At 64.5% G+C, this 24,597-nt stretch carries 23 protein-coding genes; 9 read left to right on the plus strand and 14 right to left on the minus strand.

Features of this window, described 5'->3' with window-relative positions:
• Positions 1–272 precede the first annotated feature (272 nt).
• The 5 genes from AB0472_RS23210 to AB0472_RS23230 all read left to right on the plus strand — a co-directional run bounded on the left by AB0472_RS23210 (position 273) and on the right by AB0472_RS23230 (position 6,996).
• Positions 273–1,322, plus strand: a complete 1,050-nt coding sequence (locus tag AB0472_RS23210) for an HNH endonuclease (protein WP_366358504.1) — start codon at positions 273–275, stop codon at positions 1,320–1,322.
• A gap of 145 nt (positions 1,323–1,467) precedes the next feature.
• The gene (dcm, locus tag AB0472_RS23215) at positions 1,468–2,688 is read left to right on the plus strand and encodes a DNA (cytosine-5-)-methyltransferase (protein ID WP_366358506.1); all 1,221 of its coding nucleotides are present in this window, start codon (positions 1,468–1,470) and stop codon (positions 2,686–2,688) included.
• 32 nt (positions 2,689–2,720) lie between these two features.
• Positions 2,721–4,802, plus strand: coding sequence for an AAA family ATPase (locus AB0472_RS23220; RefSeq protein ID WP_366358508.1), 2,082 nt, complete (start codon positions 2,721–2,723; stop codon positions 4,800–4,802).
• Positions 4,803–5,681 (plus strand): hypothetical protein, encoded by an 879-nt coding sequence (locus tag AB0472_RS23225; protein WP_366358510.1) that lies wholly within the window; start codon positions 4,803–4,805, stop codon positions 5,679–5,681.
• An 847-nt stretch (positions 5,682–6,528) separates the two neighbouring features.
• Positions 6,529–6,996 (plus strand): hypothetical protein, encoded by a 468-nt coding sequence (locus AB0472_RS23230; protein ID WP_362753788.1) that lies wholly within the window; start codon positions 6,529–6,531, stop codon positions 6,994–6,996.
• Positions 6,997–7,071: 75 nt separating this feature from the next.
• Here AB0472_RS23230 and AB0472_RS23235 read toward each other — a convergent pair whose 3' ends face one another.
• From AB0472_RS23235 to AB0472_RS23265, 7 genes are all read right to left on the minus strand, one after another.
• Positions 7,072–8,451, minus strand: a complete 1,380-nt coding sequence (locus AB0472_RS23235) for a tyrosine-type recombinase/integrase (protein ID WP_366358512.1) — start codon at positions 8,449–8,451, stop codon at positions 7,072–7,074.
• Positions 8,448–8,660, minus strand: a complete 213-nt coding sequence (locus tag AB0472_RS23240) for a helix-turn-helix domain-containing protein (protein WP_360246622.1) — start codon at positions 8,658–8,660, stop codon at positions 8,448–8,450. The genes AB0472_RS23235 and AB0472_RS23240 overlap by 4 nt, the downstream gene beginning before the upstream one ends.
• Positions 8,650–10,023, minus strand: a complete 1,374-nt coding sequence (locus AB0472_RS23245; RefSeq protein WP_366358514.1) for a replication initiator — start codon at positions 10,021–10,023, stop codon at positions 8,650–8,652. The genes AB0472_RS23240 and AB0472_RS23245 overlap by 11 nt, the downstream gene beginning before the upstream one ends.
• Positions 10,024–10,384: 361 nt before the next feature.
• A complete protein-coding gene (locus AB0472_RS23250) occupies positions 10,385–10,675 on the minus strand; it encodes a hypothetical protein (protein WP_366358516.1) in 291 nt (96 codons plus the stop codon).
• Between the two features lie 32 nt (positions 10,676–10,707).
• A complete protein-coding gene (locus AB0472_RS23255) occupies positions 10,708–10,902 on the minus strand; it encodes a hypothetical protein (RefSeq protein ID WP_108014878.1) in 195 nt (64 codons plus the stop codon).
• Positions 10,903–10,914: 12 nt separating this feature from the next.
• The gene (locus AB0472_RS23260; protein WP_366358519.1) at positions 10,915–12,237 is read right to left on the minus strand and encodes an FtsK/SpoIIIE domain-containing protein; all 1,323 of its coding nucleotides are present in this window, start codon (positions 12,235–12,237) and stop codon (positions 10,915–10,917) included.
• A complete protein-coding gene (locus AB0472_RS23265) occupies positions 12,237–12,584 on the minus strand; it encodes a hypothetical protein (protein ID WP_362655998.1) in 348 nt (115 codons plus the stop codon). The genes AB0472_RS23260 and AB0472_RS23265 overlap by 1 nt, the downstream gene beginning before the upstream one ends.
• 203 nt (positions 12,585–12,787) lie before the next feature.
• Between AB0472_RS23265 and AB0472_RS23270 the strand changes: the two genes are divergently transcribed.
• Positions 12,788–13,528 carry a GntR family transcriptional regulator gene (locus AB0472_RS23270; protein WP_366358521.1) on the plus strand — a complete coding sequence of 247 codons (741 nt, stop codon included), beginning with the start codon at positions 12,788–12,790 and terminating at the stop codon, positions 13,526–13,528.
• A 355-nt stretch (positions 13,529–13,883) separates the two neighbouring features.
• On the opposite strand, the gene AB0472_RS23275 is transcribed toward AB0472_RS23270, so the two are convergent.
• Positions 13,884–15,509 carry a DUF5677 domain-containing protein gene (locus AB0472_RS23275; RefSeq protein ID WP_366358523.1) on the minus strand — a complete coding sequence of 542 codons (1,626 nt, stop codon included), beginning with the start codon at positions 15,507–15,509 and terminating at the stop codon, positions 13,884–13,886.
• Between the two features lie 330 nt (positions 15,510–15,839).
• Here AB0472_RS23275 and AB0472_RS23280 point away from each other — a divergent pair, with 330 nt between their 5' ends.
• On the plus strand, positions 15,840–16,466 hold the full coding sequence (locus AB0472_RS23280; RefSeq protein WP_366358525.1) for a hypothetical protein: 627 nt from the start codon (positions 15,840–15,842) through the stop codon (positions 16,464–16,466).
• A gap of 379 nt (positions 16,467–16,845) precedes the next feature.
• Here the strand turns inward: AB0472_RS23280 and AB0472_RS23285 are convergent, their stop codons facing one another.
• On the minus strand, positions 16,846–17,742 hold the full coding sequence (locus AB0472_RS23285; protein ID WP_366358527.1) for a hypothetical protein: 897 nt from the start codon (positions 17,740–17,742) through the stop codon (positions 16,846–16,848).
• Between the two features lie 492 nt (positions 17,743–18,234).
• On the opposite strand from AB0472_RS23285, the gene AB0472_RS23290 reads away from it, so the two are divergent.
• Positions 18,235–19,230, plus strand: a complete 996-nt coding sequence (locus AB0472_RS23290) for a hypothetical protein (RefSeq protein ID WP_366358529.1) — start codon at positions 18,235–18,237, stop codon at positions 19,228–19,230.
• A 227-nt stretch (positions 19,231–19,457) separates the two neighbouring features.
• Here AB0472_RS23290 and AB0472_RS23295 read toward each other — a convergent pair whose 3' ends face one another.
• The 4 genes from AB0472_RS23295 to AB0472_RS23310 form a co-directional block, all read right to left on the minus strand.
• A complete protein-coding gene (locus tag AB0472_RS23295) occupies positions 19,458–20,126 on the minus strand; it encodes a hypothetical protein (RefSeq protein ID WP_366358531.1) in 669 nt (222 codons plus the stop codon).
• 385 nt (positions 20,127–20,511) lie between these two features.
• A complete protein-coding gene (locus tag AB0472_RS23300; RefSeq protein ID WP_366358532.1) occupies positions 20,512–20,841 on the minus strand; it encodes a hypothetical protein in 330 nt (109 codons plus the stop codon).
• A 3-nt stretch (positions 20,842–20,844) separates the two neighbouring features.
• Positions 20,845–21,159, minus strand: a complete 315-nt coding sequence (locus AB0472_RS23305) for a hypothetical protein (RefSeq protein ID WP_366358534.1) — start codon at positions 21,157–21,159, stop codon at positions 20,845–20,847.
• Positions 21,146–21,709, minus strand: a complete 564-nt coding sequence (locus AB0472_RS23310) for a bifunctional DNA primase/polymerase (RefSeq protein WP_366358536.1) — start codon at positions 21,707–21,709, stop codon at positions 21,146–21,148. Before AB0472_RS23310 ends, AB0472_RS23305 begins: the two co-directional genes overlap by 14 nt.
• 403 nt (positions 21,710–22,112) lie before the next feature.
• Here AB0472_RS23310 and AB0472_RS23315 point away from each other — a divergent pair, with 403 nt between their 5' ends.
• Complete coding sequence (locus AB0472_RS23315) at positions 22,113–23,360, plus strand: hypothetical protein (protein WP_366358538.1); 1,248 nt, start codon at positions 22,113–22,115, stop codon at positions 23,358–23,360.
• A 19-nt stretch (positions 23,361–23,379) separates the two neighbouring features.
• Here the strand turns inward: AB0472_RS23315 and AB0472_RS23320 are convergent, their stop codons facing one another.
• Complete coding sequence (locus tag AB0472_RS23320; protein WP_366358681.1) at positions 23,380–24,309, minus strand: aminoglycoside phosphotransferase family protein; 930 nt, start codon at positions 24,307–24,309, stop codon at positions 23,380–23,382.
• Between the last annotated feature and the right edge of the window lie 288 nt (positions 24,310–24,597).

Consider the following 24,597-nt stretch of genomic DNA (forward strand, 5'->3'; position numbering starts at 1 on the left):
GGATGGCGAGGGCGCCGTTCCCGCCCGCGGGTTCGTAGTGGCGTGCGCGGGGTGCTCCCATCCCGACCACCATCGACCCAGGCAGAGCCGAGCAGACGCGGCCCATGGCGTCCAGGTCGTTCGTACAGTGGCGCGCTCCACCTGGACGCCATGAACCACGCCCGCTCCACGGTGTGTGGGTCGACGGCGGACGGGATGGGAGCTAGGGAGAGTGGTGACTGAGGAGAGCGGACGTCTAACAGGCTGTCAGTAGTAACGCTTACCCTCCCGTCATGCGCAAAGGTGCGATCAGCCGAGACGGTGTCCTCAAGGCCATAGCCGAGCACGACGATTGGGGCCGTGACCGGTTCCTGGCCGAGTACGGGTACAGGCCGGCGACGGGGTACTTCCTGATACACGAGGACCGGACGTACGACTCGAAGGCCATTGCCGGGGTGGCCCACAAGTACGATCAAGGCCGAGCGCTGAGGCCGGATGAGTTGAGCGGGGGAAGGTCGCACGCCGCCAGGTGGCTCGCCCGACTCGGCTTCGTGATCCGTTCGTCACGGGATCCCGACTGGACGCGGGACGAGATCATCCTTGCCTGCGACCTGGCGATGGCCAACGGCTGGAAGCGACTGGAGTACAACGACCCACGGGTGACCGAGCTGTCTGCACTGCTTCAGACCATACCGATCCACCGTGAAGAAGTACGTACCGAGCTGTTCCGGAATCCCAACAGCGTGGCTCGCAAGACCGTCGACATCACGTGCCGACACCCGGACTACCGCGGGAAGCCCACGAACGGCAACGCACTCGATGTCGAAGTCATGAACGACTTCCTTGCCCGGCCGGCCGAGATGACGGAGGTAGCCCAGCTCATCCGGCGTGGTCTTGCCACAGGCGAACTCCAGGACCTGCCCTCGGGGGTCGAGGAGGAAGACGACTACAGCGCACCCGAGGGCAGGTTGCTGATACGCCGCCACAGGAGTCGCGAGCGGGACAAGGGCCTGCGTAAAAGGAAGATCGATGCCGTGTTGCGCCAGGGGCGCGAGCTCTCCTGTGAAGCATGCGGCTTCGACTTCGAGGCGACGTACGGTCCGCGGGGCGCCGGATACATCGAGTGTCATCACGTCGTGCCCTTGCACGAGGCCGGCGAGGGGCGGACCAAGCTAAGTGATCTCGCGCTGATCTGTGCCAACTGTCATCGGATGATCCACCGCCGCGCGCCGTGGCCACCGCCTGACGAACTCCGGAACCTCATCCAGGAGACAACAAACCGGGGCGGGGCATGGATCCCCTCGCAGCAGGAACCCGGCCGACCACGACTGAGGCCGTCGTAGTCCCGTAAGCGATCAGGCTGTGCCCGAACCGTCTGTGCCGACTTGTCAGCGAAGTACAGCACCTATCACGACCACGGGTGACCGTCCCACCAGCTCAGCACCGTCCATGCCCGCGTTGTCAGTGTGGCATGCGATGATCCCCCACATGCCGAGTTCCATGCCATCCAAACGTTCACTCTCCGTCGCAGGCCTCTTCGCAGGGATCGGCGGAGTCGAACTCGGCTTGCATGCGGCAGGTCTGCGCACCGAGCTTCTCTGCGAGTGGTGGGAACCTGCACAGACCGTGCTGCAACATCATTTTCCGGACGTCCCGCTTCACGACGACATTCAGACACTCAAGGAACTTCCTGACGTCGACGTCGTGACTGCTGGCTTCCCGTGCACCGATCTATCCCAAGCTGGCCGCACCGCAGGAATTCACGGCAAAGCTTCCGGGATGATCAAGCATCTATTCGAGCTACTCGAAAGCGCATCCCCTCAATGGGTTGTCATTGAGAATGTACGCAACATGCTGAATCTCGACCGCGGGACAGCCATGGAGTATCTCGTCACCCAGTTTGAACGACTGGGCTACACCTGGGCTTATCGCCTTGTGGACTCGCGGTTCACAGGCGTTCCGCAGCGACGTCACCGAGTAATCCTGGTAGCCTCCAAGACGGCGGATCCCCGGACGGTCATTTTTGCCGATGACGCCGGAAAGCGCCAGGATTCTCACTATCGGCAAGATGCGTTCGGATTTTATTGGACCGAAGGCAACACCGGCCTGGGGTGGGCCCAAGACGCCATCCCAACACTAAAGGGAGGCTCCGGGCTGGGAATTCCATCGTCTCCAGCTCTATGGGTATGTGACGCAGCGCCAGGCCGCGCCATCGTCACTCCTCGCATCGAGGACGCCGAGGCTCTTCAGGGGTTTCCCAGGGGATGGACAGAGCCCGCACAGCGTCGGGCCCGAGCCAGTCTGCGATGGAAGCTCGTCGGCAACGCCGTGACCGTTGGGGTCTCTGAATGGCTAGGCCGGCATCTCGCAGAGCCAGGCGAGCCACTGGCGATGCCCTACACCGCCCTGCCTGAAGGTGCCCGTTGGCCGACGGCAGCGTGGGGCCGCGCCGGCCAACGCTGGACTGTCGAGTGCAGCCTGTGGCCGGAGCAGCACCCGTACCAGCACCTCCTCGACCTGATAGACGTAGAAGCCACCGCTCCACTGAGCCTTCGCGCCACGACGGGCTTTCACGACCGCCTGATGAGGAGTCGTCTGCGCTACCCGGAAGCGTTCGCGTTGGCTCTGAAGTCCCACATCGGCCACATGGATCCGTCCAGCGACAAGAGTCCCACCAGCCCCGCCTCACTTCTCAGCACGAAAGCCTGACCAAGGAGCGTCTTCGGGGCTATGGTGGCGCCGTGACGGAACAAGATCGCCTGCAGCAGCTCAGCAGCATCCTGGAAGTGGTGGACCACTCCGCCCCCAGCGTGAGCAAGTACCGAGAACTGCAGCGCTTGTTGTCCAAGTTCACAGGGCTTGAGCCTCAGCTCATCTACCCGACTTTCGTAAGCAAGGCCGGCAACATGAGTGTGCGTAGCGGCCAGTCGAAACGGGCAAAGAGCGCAAGACTCATGGTCTTCGTCGTCATGCGGAACGATCAGGACGACGAAATCCGGAGAGCCGCTCGTGAGTTTGGCAGCGCCGAGCGTAAGCCGCTTGTTATCTTGCAGCGCGATCCCGATGATCCCTCTTGGGCTCCGACATACGGCTTGACTCCCATAGGTGACGTCGACGCCGCCGAAATCATTGTCAGACTGAGAGAAGCATTCGGCCAATTCGAGGTTGGACGTCGGACTCGCGGGTCAACCGAACAAGCCTCATCCTCGGCCCCTGTACCGCAGCGTCAAGATCCGGTCCCGTTTGTTGTCATGCCTGATCGCGAATCTCAGCCAGAGACATCAGGAGAAGCTCTAGTACTCGTCCCTGACTTCTGGGACGACTTTGGCTTTCAGACACTTTTCGATCTGCACTACAAGGACGCAGCGGGCTCCTACCATGAAGTCGGGCAGGTGAAGATCGCACATCGACACCAGACTCATGGGCGCCCGCCCCTCCCCAGTCAATTCTTACACCTGGACGACGAGTTCTTCTCGCTCGGACAAGGTGAGAACTACTACGACGAGCTGGACGGTTATGGTCTGAGGGAAGTCGCGCTCGCCAGCCTCCACGACGTCGCCTATAACGAGCAGAAATTCACAGAAGTCTCAGATTACGAGGTCACACTAAGGTCGCTCCTCCGAACAGTTCCTCGGTCGACAGTTGAGTCTCAATTCCGCCGCATTGCTCATGGCGGCGTAATACTGCGAGACTTCCTGTTCCAATACACAGCACCAGAGCGTACATCGAGTGCCGGAAAGCCACTTGAGCTCAAGTTCGAGGTATTCACAAATAGTGAGCCGTCGACCAATGTTCACGTAATCATCGGAGGGAACGGCGTAGGCAAGACGACCTTGCTGAAGGGTATGTCTGCCGCGGTGTCGCCGGGAACGCCTGAATCTGACAACCGGGGCATCTTCGTTGATCTCGAAGCAGACTGGGAACCCGGAGAGAGTTCCTTCCCGTTCCTAAACGTGATCTTCGTGAGCTTCAGCGCCTTCGATCCCTTCATGCGCAAGGTGACGCAAGGTGCAATGGCCGAACCGGACACCTTGTTCTCCTTGAACGTACCGAGTGTGCCAATTTCTTACATCGGCCTCGGTGACCCCGACAGTGACGATCGACGCCCGAGAGATATTCAGGGGCTTGCCCAAGAATTCATCGACAGCGTGGGGGAGTGCCTCAGGAATGCAACGCTACGTCAGAAGTGGCTTCGCGCAATGGAGTCTCTAGAGACAGATCCACTTTTCAGGGATCTTGACCTCCGTCCCCTCGTTGAATCCAATGATGCTGTACCGAGCACGGAGCTCTTTTGGACTAACGCGGAAGCAGGGCTGCTGAAAGCATTCAACCGTTCGAGCTCCGGACATAAAGTTGTTTTGCTTACACTTACCCGCCTGGTAGAGGAATCCCGCGAGCGCTCGCTCATTCTGTTCGACGAACCAGAATCACACTTGCATCCGCCCCTTCTCTCCGCCTTCATGCGAGCGCTCTCAGAACTACTAACGGATACGAATGGTGCAGCTATCATTGCGACGCATTCACCCGTAGTACTTCAGGAAGTCCCTAAGAACTGCGTATGGAAACTCCGACGTAGCGGTGACCAATGCGTTGCAGACCGCCCCCAGATCGAGACATTCGGCGAAAACGTCGGCGTTTTGACGCATGAGGTCTTCGGGCTGGAAGTCACCCAATCCGGATATCACGCCGAGCTCCAGCAGGCCGTTACCGAAGAAGAGTCGTTCGAGGCGGTAGCCAACAGATTCGGCAATCAGCTCGGCAGTGAAGCGCAAGGGATCGTCAGAATCATGTTGGCTGTAAAGGCTGCGGAGGGCGCGCGTTAGATGTGGCCGCTAAGTCCCCCAACCATATCGGCACGAGAAGCCTATCTGTCATGCCTGACAAAAATTCAGGACGCAGAACTAAAAGAGAATTTCACCGAAGCTACAGACTCGATAGAAGAGGCCGCTGATCGTTTTGCGGAGCACGCCACGCTTCGGGATCTCCACACACTGAACCCTATAGCTTTCCAGCCTGAGAACAATGGGCTTGGAGTGCCGCTCAAAATCACGTCTGACGACCTTTCCAGCAAGCTCTACGACCAGCGCATGGCTAAGGACGGCTCGCCGGGTCGCGCGATCTATGACCGAATCAAGCTAGCCCCCGAGAACGGGCTTTGTCCGCTGTGCGGTGTCCGAAAAGTGGGGACACTGGATCATTATCTCCCTCGTGCCAGCTTCTCGGCTCTAGCCGTTGCCCCGCTCAACCTCATCCCGGCTTGCTTCGAATGTAATCGCTTTAAACACAACAAACGTCCGATGAAGGAAGAGGAGCAGACGCTTCACCCGTATATTGACGACATAACGGAAACTCGATGGCTATCCGCCACGGCGTTCGAGGGCGCGCCAGCCAAGGTGCAGTTCTCGGTTGGCGGTCCCCCTGGCTGGGCACACGTGCTTCGAGAACGCGCAAAGTACCATTTCGATGTATATAGACTCGGGGAGCTCTACTCTCATCACGCGACTTCTGAGATGAGCAGCATTCGCCGGCTCCTCAGACAGATGCATTCCATTCAGGGAAGTATTGGCGTTAGGGCACATTTAAAGAACTGCGAAGAAAGCGCCTGTGAGCATGATGTGAACAGCTGGAGGACCGCGATGTACGCCGCCTTGGCGGACAGTGACTGGTACTGCGCGGGGGGATTCGATGCAGTGGCCTTTTAGTCGCTCAAGCTAGAGCAGTTGGAAGATCGACTCAAAGTCCCGAGGCCGCCAGACTGGGCTCGCGACGAGATCATCCTCGCTTGTGACCTGGTCACGGCCAACGGATGGAAGCGTCTGAAAGCTGAGGACCTGCGCGTAATCGACCTGCCCGAACTCTTGCAGCTCATGCCCATCCACGCCGAGGCCAGTCGTAACGAGAAGTTCCGGAACCCTAACAGCGTGGCCCGAAGGACGGTCGACATCGCTTCGCGCACCCGGACTACCAAGGTGCCCCCTCGAACGGCAGTGCCCTTGACAGGGAGGTACTGCGTGATTTCCTCGAACGCCCGCCCAGATGGCCGAGGTTGCGCTCCTGATCCGTCAGGGCATCACGGCCAGCGAACTACAACGCCTCCCCCATGACGCCGAGGAGGACGGCGCCACCGACCGAGTGGCGGCTTGGGAAGAACACCCTCTGCGAGGTCTTCGAAAGCAGACCCTGCTCCGGCACGGCGTCATGGACCATCCGTGGACAGGACCCACTCAGCCGGTCGCCCACGTGGCCCCTGACCAGCAACGTTTCGTAGGATCGAAAGGCCCTCCGGAGCCGTGTGCGCAGGTTCGAATCCTGCCGGGGGCACTTCGCATGAGGTGCCTAAAGACCCCGCCATCAGCGCGTTCGCTGAGTGCGGGGTCTTGTTGTTTGTGCAGGCGGACGCTGCTCGATGCAGCTCCATGACAGTGATCACGTAATGACGGCGTAATGACCTTGAAGGCTCTCTTCGCAGGCCAGACACCGTTTCGAAGGCCCCGAGCAAGGCTCATTATGGACCTGGGCATGCAAACGATCTTGTGATCTCATACTGCCGTGGATGGTGTCATCTCAGCCTTAATCGCCATTGCAGGGACGTTGTTGGGCTCCGCCCTCACCTACGCGTTTCAGCGCAACGCGTCTGCCCGGGACCAGTTGTTCGCGTCTCAGCAACAACTCCGCTCGGACCGGATGAACGTCTACAGCGATTTCGCCGGAGCACTGACAGAGTTCCGGCGGGGGCAGCAGGATCGCTGGCACCGCAGGAGCGAGGATCCAGACGGCTCCGCTTTCATCGAAGCTCGCACGGAGGCTTACCGGCTCCGCGGGATCGCCCTCCACGCGTTGTTCCGGGTCCAGCTCATAGCAAGCGCGCGGGCACTGATCGATACTGCACAAGACGCCTACGCCCTGACATCCACCTTGCACAAGGCAGCCGACAAAACGGAGCTGAGTGACCTCGGCGCGCAGGCGCGAGAAGTTCTGGAGCAGTTCGTCAAGCTCGCCTCATCGGACGTGCAGTAACGCCGAAGGTCCCCGGATCTCTCCGGAGCCCCTCTCCAGCCTGACCAGCTCTTTCAGCGCCCTTGGCGCTGGTGTCTACACGTTCTCTTCCCCCAGACCCTTCAGAATCCGGTCGTTCATCTCCTGTTCCTGGCCGTCGATGCACTTGGCGTAGATCTTCAAAAGGACGTCCACCGAGTGACCGGCGCGAGCCGCCACCTCCGGCGCGGGAACGCCCGAGTTGAGCCACTGGGAGACGCCCGCGTGCCGGAGGTCGTACGGGCGAGCCGCCAGGACTGTGGCGACCTGTTCGGGTGGGAACGCCAGGGCACGGGCTTGCTTCCATGCACGCGAGTACGACGAGGCGGCGATCACGTTGCCCCGCTCGCTGGAGAACAGCCGGCCGTCCTCCGCCGTGCCGAACTCCTTGATGTGGTCCTGGAGCATCCGCACGAGCGGGGGCGGGATCGGCACGATGCGTACCTCGCCGTCCGCCCGCTGCTTCAGGCCGCGCCGATCGTGTGCCTCGCCGGAGTCGGTCCACGCCTTACCGGCGGTGGGCCTGGTCTCTGCCAGATCGATCCGGCCCCAGCCCTTCTCCGGCAGCGTGCAGTCCGAGAGCCGCAGTCCGAGCGCCTCACCGGGGCGCATGGCCGCGTAGTACAGGCAGCCGAAGAACGCCCGTAACCGTCGGCCGCTGGCGCGGTCGTAGCCGCCGACGTAGGTGAGCGCGGTCAGCAGCTCCCGAGCCTGCCGGGGGTTGACCACCACCCGACGGTCAACCTCCTGAACCGCTCGCTTCCCCCTCTTACGTCGTACTCGGCTCAGCGGGTTCGAGGGCAGCGCCTCCAGTTCAACCCCGTATTCGAGGACGTTGTAGACCACCGCACGCCGTCGACGGTACGTCTGCGTTGCCGCAGGCTTGCCGTCGAGCTTCCGCGTGAGCGCATCGATCAAGTCGTGCACGCGGGTGATCTCCTGGAGCTCGGCCACCGGCAGCGACGCCTTCTCGATCCATTTCGCTGCTGCTGCGATCTCCTCGGGCCGTTCGCGCTCCCTCCTAGGTGGAGGCAGGACATACGAGCGCAGTGCCCGCCGCAGATCGGCCTGGGCAGGACGCCCGCGGACCGACTTGACCAGCGCGGGCATGACCGTCGCCAGGGCATCGGTCATGCTGTCCCGCTGCTTCGCCGACGCCTCGGGCCACCGGGCATCGATGTACTTCAGCGCCAGTTCGAGCAAGGACAGAGCAGCCTTGCCCCCGCGCAGCGAGTCGGGCAGACCGGTCACCGTGTCGAAGGGCTCGCCCTTGTCCGCCGCCCGAAGCAGCTTCGCCCGGAAGCGATCGGCGAGCGCCTTGGTCTTGTGCGACTCGTGGAACGGCTCGCCGTCCACGGACCAGCGGACAAGATACGTCGGTTTCTTCGCGGAGCGGTTGATGCTCAGCTTCCAGATGACAACCTTGTACGACTTCACGACGCCGCCCCCTCCGCCCGTTCCTCCAACCAGTCGTTGAGCACGTCCCGCCGAACCCGGAGCTCCCCGTTCGGCAGCCGGATGCAGGCAGGGGCGATGCGCAGTTCCCGCCAGCGATAGAAGGTGCGCCGGGAGATGCCGCCCAGTTCGTCGAGCACCTGCCGAACGGTGAGCAGTTCGGCCGTCTTCGCATGACTGTCACGCGCCATGACGACCGCCTCCCTCCCGCACCGAAGCGGCCAGGAGTTCCCCCGCCGGCGAGTAGCCGCGCCCCGCATAACGCCACCGGCCAACCGTGACGGTCGGAACGTCAGCCAGACCGAGGGACGCCCGTTGCTGCTCCGCACGGTGGTCGGCACGGGCCTGTCGAAGAGCCGTCAACGTGGTCGAGTAGCGCCGCGACTTGCTGGAGAAGTGGCCGCCGTACCCGAGCATGTGAGCCCAGCGCCGAAGCCCGAGCGGCTCGAACTCCGCTAGGCCGCCCAGCCACCAACACGTGCCGATCATGCGCAGCACGTGTGCCCGGACAGGCAGCATGACCATGTCCCGCGCGTCGTAGATCCGGCCATCCACCGCGCCGGCGGTCTCCGCTCCCTTCGTCGCGTACTTGGCGATGTAGCCCGCGACGGCCCCCGCAGAGGCGGGCCGCTCCCCCGCGTCCCGTCGGTACGAGGTGACAGGCCGTACGTCGACCTGCCCACCGAAACGCAGCTCCCGCGGACCGACGACGTCCGCGCCCGGGGCCGCAAGCCGCACCCGACCAGCCACCACCGGAACGGCCTCCGCCAGCAATGCCGTAGTCGCCCAGCCCGGCGGAGGTGAGTCGGGCCCGTCCGGTCCGTCGAGTCGGATCACACCATGGAAGTGGACCAGGCCCCGCCGCTGATACTCAGCGACCTTCGCGTACGAGAGTCGGGCGACTTCCCCGAACTCCGTACGCGACAGACCCGCCCGCCGGGCGATCTCCCGCCGCAGCTCCAGCCCGAACCGGTGCCAGAGGTGACCGGCGAACGCGTGCCAGAGAACGGCGCCCGCGTAGTCGTAGCAGCGCGGGCAGAGCGGTTCGCCGAGGCGAGGATCGTCGGCCGCGTGCCGCGTACGGCATCCGACCGGCCGCCCGTGCGGGCAGCACTCCTCCGGCCGGCGGGGACGACAGGCCCGTACGAGCCCATCGTGTTCCCGCCGAGTGTGGACCGGCCCGAAGCCGGGAGCGGTGAGCGTGGCGAACACGCGCGGGTGCCCGCTCACCGCCTCCGTGACGTTCTTGCCGCCGACGAGTCCGGCCCGAACCAGTTGGTACGTATCCGCCCGGTACAGCGCCGAGCAGGCCGGGCACACCGTCGCCCGCCGGTTGCCGCATGCGGTGAGCAGGCGACCGCCATAGACGTCCGACCCGTACGAGAGCAGAGCCGCACCCGTGGCCATGTCGAAGACGGTCACCGTGCCGACCAGGTGAATCGGGTTGGTGCACCCGCCGAGGCGGACAATGTTCCGGCGCCATGCGTCGAAGTCGGGTTCCGAGGCCCTGGCGACCAGAGCGGCAGCACTGCCCGGTACGAGGGTCGTGGTCATCGTCGACCACCGCCCCCACCGAAGGCGTGCCGCATCACGGCCGAGATTGCTTCCGGCCGAGTCTTGGCGCTGAACCGGAACGTCGGATCCGTGAGCCAGACCGCGGCAGCGTGCGCCGGGCACAGGTGCTGCTCGGTGTCGTCGAGCCCGACGAGGACGACACGTTCGGGTCCCTCGCAGGTCGAGACCTCGGGACCGTCTCCCTTGAGGTCACAGTCGGGCAGCGGAGATTTGCGCGAATGATGCGCAGTGGACAAAGTGTGAGTGCTCCTTTCACTGCTCACGTGGCGGATGGAGTGGGTTCCTGACGGGGTCGGGTTTGGCGACTTCGCGCCCCGTCGGGAGCCCGTCGTACGGGCGATCACTGCCGTTCCTTGGGCGGGATCGCAATGACGCTGTAGGCGATCGGGCCGAAGTCACGGCGTGCGTCGTAGTAGCCCTCGCCGATGTCCTCGACGGGCACGCCGAGGGACGCGGCGACATGCTCCGCGCCCTCCCTGCGTGCCGCGGTGTCAGACGCATCGACGAAGACGCCGAAGGACGCGTTACGCGGGACGAGGACAGCGGGGTTGGCGGTCAGGAAGTCCGCCAGCTCTCGAAGACCGGCGATGAACGCGGCCCGGTCGCCGGAGCGGATGACGTACTCGGACACAGGAAGTCCCTTTCTCTTCCCAACGGGTGCTGTCAGAAGCGGAGTTGGCCGAGGAAGCCGTTCACGCCGTCGAGAAACGCCTGAGCGAACGGTGCGGCCACGGTCTTGGAGAGCAGGAAGCCGAAGGCTCCGCAGAGCAGCGCGTCGGCCCACCGGAGGTACCGGATGCGCAGCAGGAACCAGATCAGCAGGCCCAGCAGGAGAACGGCGGACATGGACACCAGCACGGCAGGCCCCTTTCACGGCGCTTCGACGTGCAGCTCGGACAGGACGGGAGTCAGGTGCGCGTACTCGGCGGCGACGGCTTCCGCCTCCGCCTCGGTGATCAGGTGCGAGCGGGCCCGTTCCCAGCCGTCGCCGGAAGCGAGGACGGCAGTACCGGCCTGTTCCGGTGTGATGGCCTGCGCCGCCTTCAGCGCATCGGGGTTGAGGTCGCCGAGCGCCATTTCGGCTGTTCCGGGGTCAGCCACGCGGTGACAGACCCGGCCGCCGAGCTGTGCCCGCAGCGCGGTGACCCCGGGCCCCAGGTCGGAGCCGACGCGTTGGCCGGCGACGACGAGGAACACCCCCAGTGCCGCACCGAGTTGGGCCAGCCGGATGAGCGCCGTACCGGCCGCCTGTGCTTCGTCCTTCTCGCTGCGGCTCGCGACGAGGAACAGTTCCGCGATCTCGTCGACGATCACGACGACGGGTACGGGACGTTCCTTGTCCGGCAGACCCCAGACGTTCCGGACCCGTGCCGCCCGGCACACGCTCATGCGGTCGAGGGTCAGATCAACGAGCGCGGCCAGCAGCCTGACCGCTTGTTCACGGTTGGTCGCGAGGGCGGACAACCGCGGCTCGTAGAGGGACAGCTCCATGCCGCCCTTGCAGTCGATCCCGACCAAGGCAACATGCTGCGGGGCGAGACCCGCCACGAGCGCGTTGATCAATGTCGACTTGCCGGAACGGGTGGCCCCCACGATCAGCCAGTGCGGCACGCGCCGCAGGTCGACCACCCACGAGGCCCCGGTCTCCAGCACGCCCACGGCCACCCGGAGCAGATGGCCGGGGCCCCGCTGCTTCGGCACCCGCGGAGCAGCCAACGGATCGGACGCCGACGCGACGACCCGTACGACCCCCGGCTTCCAGGAGGTCATCCGTACTGCGTGCACCTGCCAGTCCTCCGCCATGGCCGGTGCCGCCTTGACGAAGTCCTCGGGCACCTGCCCTGGTAACAGCCGGACCAGCAATACGAAGCCGCCGGCAGTCGGCCGTATGAGACCGCGGTGCGGCACGCGCGGCTGCGGCGGAGGCGCTCCGTTGCCGACGAGCCCGGAGACGACCGTAAGCGCCGGTCGTCGGCTCACGGCGAGCCCGCACCCGGCCATCAAAGGCCGCCAAGTCCGCACGACTCGGAAGGCGGCGACCGGAAAGCCGAGTAACAGCCACCAGGCGACGGGATGACGGCGGCGCAGGGCCGGGCCCGCCAGAAGCAGGCCCGACACCAGCACTGCGGCCACCAACAGCACCCAACTCGGCCCGGTCGCACCGGCCGATGTGGTGGTGGAGGCCAGTTTCATCACTGCCCAGCCCCCTTGCCCGCCGGGGCGGCAGCGCTCAGGGGTCGGATCTCCGCCGCACGGAACGCGATCCCGTGCCGCCCCTCGTTCTCCCATGGCGTGGCGACCAGGTCCCGCACGGCCACCGGCATGCCGAGCTGCACACCGGCAGGCTCACCGGCCACGCTCACGGTTACGACGTCGGCCGACGCCCCAGCCATCAGGCACAGGCCGACCTGGTACATGGTCTTGCCGGTCTCGCGGTCAACCCGCAACTGACCGGTCTCTCGGTTGGCGACCCGCGGAGCCGGGGGCACGGCGCAGATGATCCCCGTGAACTTCGCGGTGTCGATCGGAAGGCTTGCCACTGTTCGTCTCTCCTCGTCTCTGGCACGCGCAGGCTGATCCTGCGGGTTGCTAGACCACCCGTAGTACGGGTGACGCAGACCAGATTGCCGACCCGTAGTACGGGTTGTCAACCGACCTAGCGATACGAGAAACTGCCCACGATCGTGGGCAAGCCGTCCACGGCGACGGACAGCCGCAGAAGCCACCGCCACGGAGGGCCCGCATGCCGCCGAAGAACACGCAGCCGAAGTACCGGCAAATCGCCGACTACCTGCGCGATGGCATCCTGCACGGCACCTTCCCGGCCGGCCAGCCACTCCCGTCCGAGGAGGCGTTGGCGAAACAGTTCGGCGTGACGCGCCCCACAGTCCGTCAGGGCCTGGCCGAGCTGCGGGCATCCGGTCTCGTCGAGGCCATCATGGGCCGCGGCACCTTCGCCCGCTCCCCCCACAGCCGCCCCGGCCTCACCCGCCCGCGCGGCGTACGCCGAGCCCCGGACGGCCGCTACATCGAGGCCGACGGCATCCGCTGGACCGACGCCGAGCCACCGGTAGCCACCCGCACCGACGCCCCGTTGGCCCTGGCGGACCTACTCCGCATCCCGCCGGGCGAGCCGATGTTCACGTACGACGCCCTACAGACGGCAGACAACGGCCGCCTCCGCCAACTCCATCGGACCTACGTGCCGTTCTCGGTCCTCATCGACACCAAGTACGAGGAGGAACCCCCACCGCCGGCCCCGGAGCTCTACGCCGCCCTCACCGACCTGGGCCACGAACTCCACTTCACGGAGTACGTGCGTACCCGCATGCCTCTGCCAGACCAGGCCCAGGCCCTCCGACTCACGGACGGGGTGCCGCTTCTCCATGTCCTGCGCGTGACACTCACGGCGGCAGACAAGCCCTTGGCCCTGGAAGAGTTCCACCTACCGGGCGACGAGTTGGAACTGTCGTTCAGGCTGTAGCCGAACATCGGTTGGCTCAGACTTTCTTCACGTCATCAAGGCCCGTCGCACGGCGCGGGCGCGCGCCGCCTCTGCGGCGCGGCCTGCCTCCTGTCTGCGCCCCGGCTGGCCGCGCCCGGCGGCGCGCTCGGCGGCTGCGGGCAGAAGGTAGGGGACACCCTCTGTGGCTGGGGCGGTCGGCTCCACGGCTTTAGGCAGCCACTTTGGGGCGAGCCTCTAAGATCATGGCCCCAACGTCGTGCTTTAACGGGCAGGTCCACAGACTGCCCGCCTCGCCGGAAGCTTACGGGGCCATGATCACTCGCCCCAAAGCAGCTCCAGCCCAAAGCCGCTCCGCCGACCTCTTGGATAGCCTCTATGTAGATTCTGGGCTTTTAGCGGCCAGAGAGCGCTGTTGACTCGTCGCTTGCTCATATTCGTCCACCAGTAGAGACGCAAATTCTGCGATGGTGTCGACAACCATTGCTCCGACGGGGGCGTCAGTGTTACGTCGGATGATCCGGTGCCCTCGATGTAGAGGATTTCGGCACCGCTCCAACGCGTACTCATCGATTACCGACCACTCGCCGTGGACGTTACTGCTCGCTGGAGCGAAGATAAGTCGGTATTCGCGCTCAAGGCCAACCTCGGCCGCCATCTTTCGCATATCCTTGCCCGCGAAATTCCCGCCGAGGTTAATATCCTGGAACTCTTCCAGGATGTCTTGATTGACTAGCGATTCCAGATAGTCCACATAGGCGATCATGTCCTCATGGGGGTCATCCTCGGCAGCCAAATATTCCTCGAAGTGGAGCTTCAGGAGCTTCAGGCGACCCATCCCGTACGCCTTGAAGCGACGGAATATATCAGACTGGGTGTCAGCAGCTGAGAGATACCGGATGATAATCCTCGCCTCCACCACACTTCTCAGCAGTGGGGCCCCGTGCTCCATCGTCCACAACGCCGGGTAGCCGATGTAAACATTGAGATATCGGAGCACCCGTGCCACCACTCCGGTGAGCACCTCGTAGCGATCCGGGTTGAAGAGGTCGGGGTTGGTGGCGTCGGCGAGTTGCTCGAATCGTTCACGGAGGACCTTGATGTCATCCGCCATTTCATGATATGCGGACTCAATCGCGGCCTTGTCGCCCTCACTGAGAAGCGGCATCTCTCGGCGAGCTTCGCGACGCCGACACGGAAATAGGCTCCAATTCGAACGCCAGAAGGTCTGCGACCAAGTGGACCCGCTGGAATCTCCATCACCCTTTTCCTCCATTGCTCCTTCCATTGCGCCAAAGGTTGCGCGAATGAAGGTCTCAACCTTGGAGGTCTCTTCAGGTGTCGTTTCCATCGGGTAACGCACGATAATGTCTCGCCACTCGTCAACAAGTGCAGGCGGCATGGAGAGGCGGCGAGTGTGAACGTACTGGCGGAACACCGCCGCCTTGGCGCGGGTCGCAACAGGACTCTGTCCGCCCATCGCAGCAGCAGTTACCCTTTCAAGCCCACGTTGGGCCGATTCAGGGTCGATCCTCATTCCAGCTTCAAGCCGGGGCCGGATAAGCCACCTCCCCGGAGCGGACGGATACATGCCGAGGGCTTGGGCGAATTCTTCGGGAACTATTGCCTCGTAAAGGTTCTGCTGAAGCAGCTCATCAAGGAGGCGTGCACGGATTCCCTCGGGGATCGCTTCGAAAACCGTCAGGCGGCCAGTGAGAAGCCAGTGCTCAGGAAATCCTTCGCGATCTGGACCAATGATTTCGCCAATGCGATCCAAGTACTTCACGAGCTTTACCAGGTCGCGAGGCTCACCGCTGTCAAGGTGCCAACATGACCACAGGAAGTCTGGGAATTGGTCTCGATCCCAGGAGGCAGACCGCAGTTTATCTCCCACCACAGCAAGAAGCGGCGGTGTCAGCATCTTGCCCTGCCGCTTGTGATCGGCAAGGCGTGAATGCGACTGAGGACGGCGTTGCGGCTTGCGCTTCCTGGGCTTCGACACACCTCGAAGATAGACACTTGCGGCACCTAGGGCCACCGACTTTGTCCAGGGAAGTGTCTGATACTCCCAGACTTTCCGATCCCTCTCCTGAGATCGTCGTCCATCGACAGTTGGCAACAGCCGAGGTGCGGCACCGCACATGGGTGCCCTCCTTGACCGTCTCGGGGCCGTGGAAGGGCGCTCACGATGACCAACGCCGACCACTGCCAAGGTTGTGGCTGTTCTGAGAAAAGAGCGTGCGGCAGCGTCCTGGCCAGATCGCCCCCTTGCGTGCCCTTCGTGTACGTGTCACACAGTTCAGAGGTGGGACCTGGGGGAAGGGAGCGCTGCATGTCGGTGTTGGGTGGCTTACCGGTAGGGCCGTCGGCCTGGGCCGTCGAGCGGTTCGGGCGGCATGCCGGCGCACTTGCCGCTGCGGTCCCGGAGCAGCTGGCCAAGGCGCATGGGAAGGCGCATGCCGCGCACCTCGCTGCGGGACTGAAGAAGCGGAGCCCGTACGGTGTCGCCCTTGCAGGACTGGTGCGCGAGAACCTGGCAGAGACGGCGCGGGAGCTGGGGGAAGCCGTGCGAGACGTGCGCGGATACGAGTATGCGGTGATCAACGATCACGCACTCTTCCCGTTCCGGTACGCGGACAGGCCGAAGCCCCTAGACCGAGCCCGGCTGCCAGCCAACGCGTCGCCCACCAGGCAACGGCTGTTCCGGGCGCACGGGCCGCAGCCTCCAGACGCGCTGTTCGACGTCGATGAGGACCTGGCGACCGAGGAGTACCTGGGGCTGCACGAGGCGTTCGAGGAACTGGGAGCTTCCACCAGGCTGGTCTGTGTGTTCTTCACGGCCGACGTCGAAAACGGCATCCATGCCATCCACTGGGGAGACGCCCACCTTGAACCGGACCGCACCTTTACGTGGCCCTACAGGGAACAGCTCCCCGTCGCTCCCGTGCAGCTGGAATGACGGGCGGTGGCGCTTCGCTGACTGAGCCCTGGGCCGTCCCTGGGCCGTCCGAAGCCGACCAACGTCGACAGTCGGCACCCACAGGTGACCACCCCCACCCCGCTCCGGCCTGGGCCCCCGCCGTTGATCTGCCACACTGGAAGGGTTATGCCTGCACCCGGAGAACTGAGCTGACATGCGCTGACCTCACGCGCCGGAGCCGCACCGGGTGAGTGTCTAACTACATGACAACGCCGACGAAAAAACGGCGAACGAGCGCGGACGTCTGCGGACTATCAGCACCTGTGAAGGACGCATCCTCCCAAGGCAGCACCCATGCCCAAGCTGCTTCGGGCGAAGAAGTCGTGCGTCGCCGCGGAGTCCGCCCCCTGCCTCGGGTTCAGGTCTGCGCGTCCGCGTCCAGGTAGTCGCGGGCTTCACCTATCCATTCTGCAAGAGTCCGGTCCAAAGCAGCTTCCGCCTCGCGTAGGGCCTGTCGCCGGTTGTCTGGGGGGAGACCGTGCCTTGCATCGTCGATCAACGAGGTGGCTCGCCTCCCCATGACGCCACACTGCGCCAGAGTCGTCAGTACGAGAGCTTGAGCCTCGGCCACGGCTGCATTGCGCGCGCCTGCTGCGCTGATTGGGTAACTGCTGGCCTCCGCCCGGGCTCGTGCCGCCGCCCTCAGATCATGGAGGGCGTCCCGTGCAGCCAAGGCATGGTCAGCGGTTATGCCATCCGGTCCTTCACCCTTCTCTACCGAACGCAAGATGGCATCTGCCCGTGCGACAGTTGAAGCCTTGGCTGCGGCCAGGAGAACGGCAGTGACTCCATCACGAACACGGCCGGCTGCGTCTGCCACATGGGCGGGACCTTCCAGCACAACCACAGAGTGGGCGAACTTCACAGCGTCAACAGCCGCAGTAACAGCGTTGTTCAGCCTGGCGTGATCTTCATTGGGTCCCGCCTTCATGACCAGATCACCAGCAGCTACGGTGGCGTCATTCACGGCCGTTGCGAACGTTGCCCACGCTTCGCGCCTCAGCGTGTGACGCCACTGGCGATACTCGGCCTTGGCTTGGCTACGCGAAGCGTCGAGGGCTGCGCGGTAGGTGGCCTCGGCCTGTGCTATCCCCACCTGGGTGGCAGCTTGTGCTTGCGCTCGACCCGTTTCAGCCCCGAGCTCGGCCGTGAGTACGGCTGCTTGGGTCTGAGCGCGCCCAATCAGGATGGCGGCAGGTATGCCTACAAGGGCCACGAGAGCAGATGCGATGGCACCTACGCCTTGAAGATCCATGGCCGTCCATAATGCCGCGAGTCGTCTAGTCATTGGAACAGGGCGTAGCTGCCTGCATGTCGCCTGAACCTGGCGGCGCCCTGAGAGAAGGGGTCTCTACGGTTCCTGGTACATAGCTGCACGACCTTGGCTACCGTCAGCGCATGGTCAACAGCTCGCGAAGCAAGGATGAGATCCTTCAACTCAGTGCCGCAGCAGCGGCACAGTGCACCATGCCCCGTGACGGACTGTGTAGTCCGGTGGGCAGCGAGGCCTTCAGGTCCGCCTGCCTGGACCTCCACTACCACGCTGGCATCGCAGCAGCCCTCGCCGGCTACGCCGCTGAAGACGTAGGCCCCGAAGCAGCCGACCTCTTCAGGCGGGGCTTCACTCGGTACCTGGGTGACAGCGAGCATTTCCACACTCGGTGACCGACAGACGGGCCTTGCAGCTTGGGCTGCGGACCGGACCCACCCCTGGCGGTAGCCCAGCCATCTGAATAGGACCACGGGTATGGACAAGACCAGCCTCCTCGCCTCCGCGCAACGCCAGATGAACCGCGCCATGAGCGCCTGGTGCACGAGCGACAACGACATGGCGGTACTCCATGGCGGCATTGGCACCGAACACCTACTGAAGGCCCTCCTCGCCGCCCGCCACCCATCCCTTCTCGTCGACGGCCGTGACTTCAATAGTCTCCTCCACGCCACCGGTCAGAGCACCTACGCAGCCTCTCCCGCGACCAAAGTCAAAACCATCGGAGCCTTGGACGCCTTCAAGCGTGCCGCCAATCTGATCACCATGCCGGTCAAAGAACGCGAGCTTGACCCACTCCTGACGGCCCGAAACGGTGTGGCGCACCTCGGCGCACACGACGACGCCGTTACCCATGACGCCCTAGCCATCGCTGTCACCGTGGCGGACGCTGTCCTGGCAGATCTTCAAGAAGACATCCCAACCTTCTGGGGGCCATGGACAGACACCCGCCTGGACCTCGAACAGATGCAGCGAGACGCCCAGAGCGCGGCAGAGCAGGCTCTCAAGGGAGCAGGCGTCGAAGCTACCGATGGGCCGCAACTGGAGACCTGGGAAGATGGGCTCCTGGAACCCGTGGTCGAAGACTTCCGCAGCGAGAGCTTCCAAACTGCCCAGATAGCAGTGGCCGTGAAGGTCAGGTGTGCCAAGAAGCTGTACCGCTTCGTCTACTACGGGAAGACACCGGAAGAAATCGCGAAGGCCGACATGGTGGAGCCAGAGGCCGACAGGAGCGAGTACGGCGAGTGCGTTTACCGGTCGGTGAAGTGCCCTGTGTGCGGCGCAGAGGGTGATGTCGCGGCATCCCTCGGTAACCAGCCCAAGCGTCGTGCAAAGAAGGGGAGAAGCCGCTGGAGGGGGGAGTTCCCTGACTACTTTGATTGCTACACCTGCGGCCTCGAACTCGACAACCGCTACGAACTCGAAGTCCTCGGCATGGCCCAGCCGTACCGAGACGGATGGTTCGTCTACTGAAGGGAGTAGAGGGGGCCGGACGGGCTGTATGGCAACTTGGCACCCTACCCGAACTCGAGGCTCTTTCACAGCTGACATCCACGTCTGACATCAACGACAGCAGACGTGGAAACCCTGGGGCGGCCGGTCGCTGCCATCCGGTCCTGCAGGCACCACGGGCGCCCTGACTGCTGATCGAACTCTTAAAGTGGGGTTACATCTCCGGGGCGCCTGCGTAGTAGTTGGTGTCAGACCTTTAGGGCGTAAGCCTTAGCAGCTTTGTCGATCTCATCAGCCAGGGTTCGGAGATCTATTGAGTGCGCCTGGCTCCAGTCCTTGATGGGGCACTTGAGATCGACTCCTAGGGTGGCGAGCTTCTCCACCTGGCCCCTCAACTGCTCTATGACAGCATGATGCTTAGTGAGCTTGTCGCGCTCGGTAGCTGCTTCGGCTGCTACGTGCGGCCAGGATCGCGCCGTGTACTCCAGTGCACCCACGAAAGTTTCAGTCGTATGGGTTCGAACCGCTTCGTTCGCGAGTGGAAGGGCCCTTTTGAGTTCTGAATGGGCGCGGCGAACCCTCCTCCGTTCCGCTTCGGCAGCCGCAGCCGCCTGCTTCTGCTTCGCTTGGGCCGCTTCCGACTCGGCGCTCAGTTCCCAGTCCAACTTTGCATGCCGGATCGCCTGCTTCTTACGGCGATCGGCCTTACGTACCTTGACCTGGTCACGGAGGTCGTCTAGCCAGGCGTGAGCAGCACCCTTGGCTACGATGCGCCAGGCTGTCGTCAGCCCCCCAAGAAAGCCGACGGCCGCCCCGCTTAAAAGTTCCACCAACATTGCCGCGCCCCCAACGCCAACGTGTCCGCGCGATCGCAGATCGTAGCGCGGAGCGTAGTCAAGGTCAGGAGTGCGCACCACGACCGCACCAGACTGAGCAGGGAACGGCGGGGAACCACGGTGAAAGCTGCCCCGCCCAACCAGGCCCCATGCGACACCGTTCGCCCAGGTCAAGGCTCGATCCACCAAAAGGTGCTCGCAGCTTCCTAGGCTGATGTCCTCTCATGCCAGGTCAGCTACGAGCGTCCCAGCCAGACCGCGGGCGCCGTCGGTCTGCCGCTTCGTCCGGGCTGCGGCGCTGGGGCGCCGGTCCCGTCCGAGCGGCAGACCGACGGCGCAGAGGCATAGGGCCTAGCAAGTGGCCCCGTACGTCATCCGCCGGGGGAAGCGGGACGTACGGGGCAAGCCGACCGGTCGCAGGAGCACTCTCGGACCGCAACCAGCCGGAGTTCCGAAGTCGAAGTGATCAGACAGCGGACGGGCTTCGACGGGCAGCCATCATCCCCTCCTCCCTCGTATCAACGTGGGTGGCCGTCTCCGTCGTGAGGCCCGACGCGATCAGTTCGGCCAGCATCAGCGCTGCCTCCGGACGGATGCTGCCGAGGCGTACCAAGCCGTCGCCCGAGACGTTCACGTCAGCCGCAAGGCCGGGAAAGTCCGACTCCAAGCCCAGGGCTGTCAGCTGCTCAGCCAGGGCGCCGGCGCTGCGTCGAGCCTGTGCCCAGCCGCGGATGTAGGGGACGCCGGGCATCAGGTTCTCCGCACGCTTGGCGACTACGCCCCATCGGTCGGTCATGGTTCAGCCCCTTTCCTCACGAGATTCGGTCGTCTCGTCGCCGCTCTCCGCTAGCCGCTTCAAGCCCGAAGCCAGCGCCAGCCTCAGCAGCTCCGCCAGTCGCTCCCCGGTGGCCGGCGACACGCGCCCGAGTTCGACCAAGCCATGCCCGAAAGCATTCAATTCGGCCCGTAGATAAGGGAAGTCTTTCTCCAGTCCCGCCAGGATCAGAGCGTCCCGAAGGGCGGTAGTGGCGTTACGCGCGGCATACCAACCGTCACTGTCCAACGGTGACCAGGTGGCAGCGTCGTGCCGGTCGGTGGCATCATCCTGCCCCATCGATCGGAGCCCCCTCAATCGCGGAGAGGCCGAAGGTGTCCGCGGCCCGGTAGCGCTCGCCGTACCGGTCCACCCGAGCCAGCAGTTCGGCGGAGGCGACGAGCATGGTCGCCAGGGCCACCGGACGGAGCGGGTTGGCCATCGGCCGCCGGGCCGGGGCGCGCAGCCACTCGTAACGGTCCCCGCGCAGGGGAATGGGGCCAGGGACGACGACCGCGGAGCCGCGGCTCAGGTAGCGGTAGGCGGGTGCGGTGCCCTCTTCCCGTGCGAGGTAGTGGAGGAAAGTCTCCTGGCTTCGCGAGCCCAGGAAGAAGCCCACACGTTGTGCCTTGTGATCGAGGACAGTAGGGCCGAACGGCAGGCCCCGGCGCAGCAGTTGGTCGAAGGTCTCCATGCCGACCCGCTGATCGACCGTCACCACGTCGAAGTAGCGGCCGGTCGGCAGCATGTACGGTGCACGGGGGTCATCGATCCAGGTGGCGCGGCACCCCTCCGGATCGTCAGCCGCCGCGGAGAGCCATTCGATGCCCCTCCTGGTCATCCTCTGCACGTCATCTCACCTCGGTCAGACTCAGTTGCGGCCCCGATGCCGCCCTGTGTCCAGACTCAGGGGCACCACCCTGGCCAGGGCAGATGACGAGAGGTGACGGGGGATGACGCGTCACCCGCGCACGCGTCATCCCCCGTCACGTTGCAATCGCTCACGATCTCCGATTACTTGCAGCGCTCAGCAATGAGCAGCGCGTACATTCGGTCGTAGGGTCGAGGAGTCACGCGCCCAAGAGTTGCGCCAACGGGCCAGTGCGGAGGGAACGGTCACGTCTTCGATGGAGCCGACCAGCGTTCGCTTACGGCAAGCCCGTGTGGTTCGAGGCTGGAGTCAGCCGCGGTTGGTGCGCGAACTCCGCCAGGCCGCAACGCGTCGTGGCCACCAGCTCCCGTCAGATGCGAGCGTGAAGCGCCGTATCGCCAGTTGGGAGAACGGGCACAGCGCGCCGGACGACTTCTACGGTCCGTTGCTGTGCGAGGCGTACGACCTCAGTGCCGCCGAACTCGGGCTGAACCACGAAGGCGAGCGGGACACGGGGCTCCTGGACGCCGGCTATCCGGAAAGCCCCGAGGGCGCCATCGAAGCCGTCGGCCAACTGTGGCGGGCCGATCTCAACCGGTATGAGCCCCTGCTCCAGGCCGAGCCCTCCGAACCTGCCTGGAACGAAGCTTCGCTCCGGTGGTTGGTGGCACCCGAGCCAGCCGTTCCCAGGCAACGGCAGAACGGTATGCGCGTCGGTCTCGGAGACGTGGGCGCTATCAAGACCACCGCCGACATGTTCGCCGAATTAGACGACCGATTCGGTGGCGATCACGCGCGGCACGCAGCCATCCAGTACCTCAGTACCGAAGTGACGCCGCTGCTGCGCGGCCAATACACCGAGCAGGTCGGCCGGGCCCTGTTCTCGACCGTTGCGGAGGCAACGCTCCTGGCCGGTTGGATGTCCTACGACGCCTGTCGGCACGGCTTGGCACAGAGGTACTTCCTCCAAGCTCTCCGGTTGGCCCAGGACGCCAATGACCGCCGACTCGCCGGAAGCATCCTGTCGGCCATGAGCCATCAGGCAACGTTTCTCGGCCGGTATACGCAGGCCGCGACGCTCGCCCGTGCTGCTCTCATGGGCATCTCTCCCGTGGCCACTCCCACGCTTCGCGCCCAGTTCCACGCCATGGAGGCACGCGCGCTTGCCCGGACCGGAGACATCCGGGCCTGCGAAGCCGCCCTGAGTGCCGCCACAAAGGCACTGGAGAGCCGGAACAACGACGACGAGCCCGAGTGGATCAGCTATTTCGACGAGGCCGAGCTTGCCGCAGAAGCCGCCCACTGCTTCCGTGACGTCAACAGCGCCCGGCAAGCCGTCGCCCACGCCGAGAACGCCATGAGTGGCAGCCACGTACGGAGCGACTTCTTCGCGACCATGGTTCTCGCCGACGCCCACCTACGCGCCGGGGACGTCGAGGAGGCCTGTCGCGTGGCACTCGATGCGCTTGACCTGGGCGAACAGCTCAAATCGGCGCGATGCGTCAGCTACCTTGCCGAGTTCCGACGGAACCTCGCAGTGGCCAGCAGCAGTGCGGACGTGCAGACGTTCACCGAGCAGGTCAGGGAGAACAGGCTATGGATCGCCTCGGGCGATCATGTCGTTGTCTGATCCACACATCGCCGCGTCTTCAGAACGGACCCCATTGGTCTCGCCCCTCTCCGGTGCGAAGGGACCGCACCCGCCGACCAAATTCCGCAGCGGCAGAGTCGCTGGTCGTGACCTGATGGCCGAGCCACGCGACCATCATCAGTTCACGCAGGTCCGCCAAGGTCTCGTACCCGGGCCAGTTCATCACGTCGAAGCCGTACCGGTGAACGAACTCCGCGTACTCCACCTCTGTGTGCCAGCCGTACCGGTCGTAGAACATCGCCGTCTGGATCAGGTCCCACTCGCGCGCGGCGAGAGCGAAGCCGTCCAAGTCGATGAGCACCGCGTGCCCGTCCCGGTGACGGAGGATGTTCCCGATACTGGCGTCACCGTGGATCATGCCGAAGGGAAGGACGAAGTCCAGTCGGTCGTAGTCCTTGGCGAGGCGTGCCGCTCGTTCGTCCAGGAACGTCCGGTCCTCTGCCGAGATGCCGTCCAGACCATCCAGCGAGGCCGCCAGCTTGGCCAGCGGGTCGAAGTACGGGAGGCGGAGGGATTCAGGTTCCTCAAGCCAGTGGAGGCGCCTCAGGAGGTCGGCCAGTTCAGCGACCGTCGCGTACTCCTCGCGGTCTTGAACGCTCTCCCAGAAGGTCACCACCAGGCCGCCGACGACCAGCGGTTGCGTGACCGATGCCGGCACGCGCATAGCCGGGAAGTTCTGCGTCTCCAGCCACCGGGCCACACTCACGGCCCGGTCCATGTCCCCAAGGACGGATCGATCACGCGCGATGCGGACGATGACGGGTAACGAGGTGAGCCGATAGACCGCGTTCGAACCGAGCCGCAGCAGCTCGGCACCGCGGGAGTCGAGTCCGGCCGTCGCGCAGGCCTCTTGGAGTACGGGCTCCAAGCCCTCCGCCGTGAACTCTGTGCCGCCGCCGTCCGGTCCCCCGCTGCTGCCCGAGATCATGCTTCGACCATACGGGCCGGACGGACCGCCCGACAGGCCGCCCACGTAATAGGGGCGTAATGATCTCCATCAGCGGAGACCAGGACCGCCCCTCCGCCGCAGGTCAGCGCCTCAAAAGCGCAACGGTCCCTGATGGCCTCCGGAGCCGTGTGCACAGGTTCGAATCCTGCCGGGGGCACTTCGTGTGAGGTGCCAACAGACCCCGTGACCGGCCAGATGGCTGAGTGCGGGGTCTTGTTGCATGTGCAGGCCGATGCCGTCGAAAGCAGCCGTTTGCCAGTGATCACG

The sequence above is a fragment of the Streptomyces sp. NPDC086777 genome, assembly GCF_040702065.1.
Taxonomy (GTDB): domain Bacteria; phylum Actinomycetota; class Actinomycetes; order Streptomycetales; family Streptomycetaceae; genus Streptomyces.

Coding starts and splice junctions, on each gene's coding strand:
- AB0472_RS23210 (WP_366358504.1), top strand. CDS start 273: ATGCGCAAAGGTGCGATCAGCCGAGACGGTGTCCTCAAGGCCATAGCC.
- dcm (WP_366358506.1), top strand. CDS start 1,468: ATGCCGAGTTCCATGCCATCCAAACGTTCACTCTCCGTCGCAGGCCTC.
- AB0472_RS23225 (WP_366358510.1), top strand. CDS start 4,803: ATGTGGCCGCTAAGTCCCCCAACCATATCGGCACGAGAAGCCTATCTG.
- AB0472_RS23240 (WP_360246622.1), bottom strand. CDS start 8,660: ATGGCGCGTGACAGTCATGCGAAGACGGCCGAACTGCTCACCGTTCGG.
- AB0472_RS23245 (WP_366358514.1), bottom strand. CDS start 10,023: ATGACCACGACCCTCGTACCGGGCAGTGCTGCCGCTCTGGTCGCCAGG.
- AB0472_RS23260 (WP_366358519.1), bottom strand. CDS start 12,237: ATGAAACTGGCCTCCACCACCACATCGGCCGGTGCGACCGGGCCGAGT.
- AB0472_RS23270 (WP_366358521.1), top strand. CDS start 12,788: ATGCCGCCGAAGAACACGCAGCCGAAGTACCGGCAAATCGCCGACTAC.
- AB0472_RS23280 (WP_366358525.1), top strand. CDS start 15,840: ATGTCGGTGTTGGGTGGCTTACCGGTAGGGCCGTCGGCCTGGGCCGTC.
- AB0472_RS23285 (WP_366358527.1), bottom strand. CDS start 17,742: ATGGATCTTCAAGGCGTAGGTGCCATCGCATCTGCTCTCGTGGCCCTT.
- AB0472_RS23290 (WP_366358529.1), top strand. CDS start 18,235: ATGGACAAGACCAGCCTCCTCGCCTCCGCGCAACGCCAGATGAACCGC.
- AB0472_RS23300 (WP_366358532.1), bottom strand. CDS start 20,841: ATGACCGACCGATGGGGCGTAGTCGCCAAGCGTGCGGAGAACCTGATG.
- AB0472_RS23305 (WP_366358534.1), bottom strand. CDS start 21,159: ATGGGGCAGGATGATGCCACCGACCGGCACGACGCTGCCACCTGGTCA.
- AB0472_RS23320 (WP_366358681.1), bottom strand. CDS start 24,309: ATGATCTCGGGCAGCAGCGGGGGACCGGACGGCGGCGGCACAGAGTTC.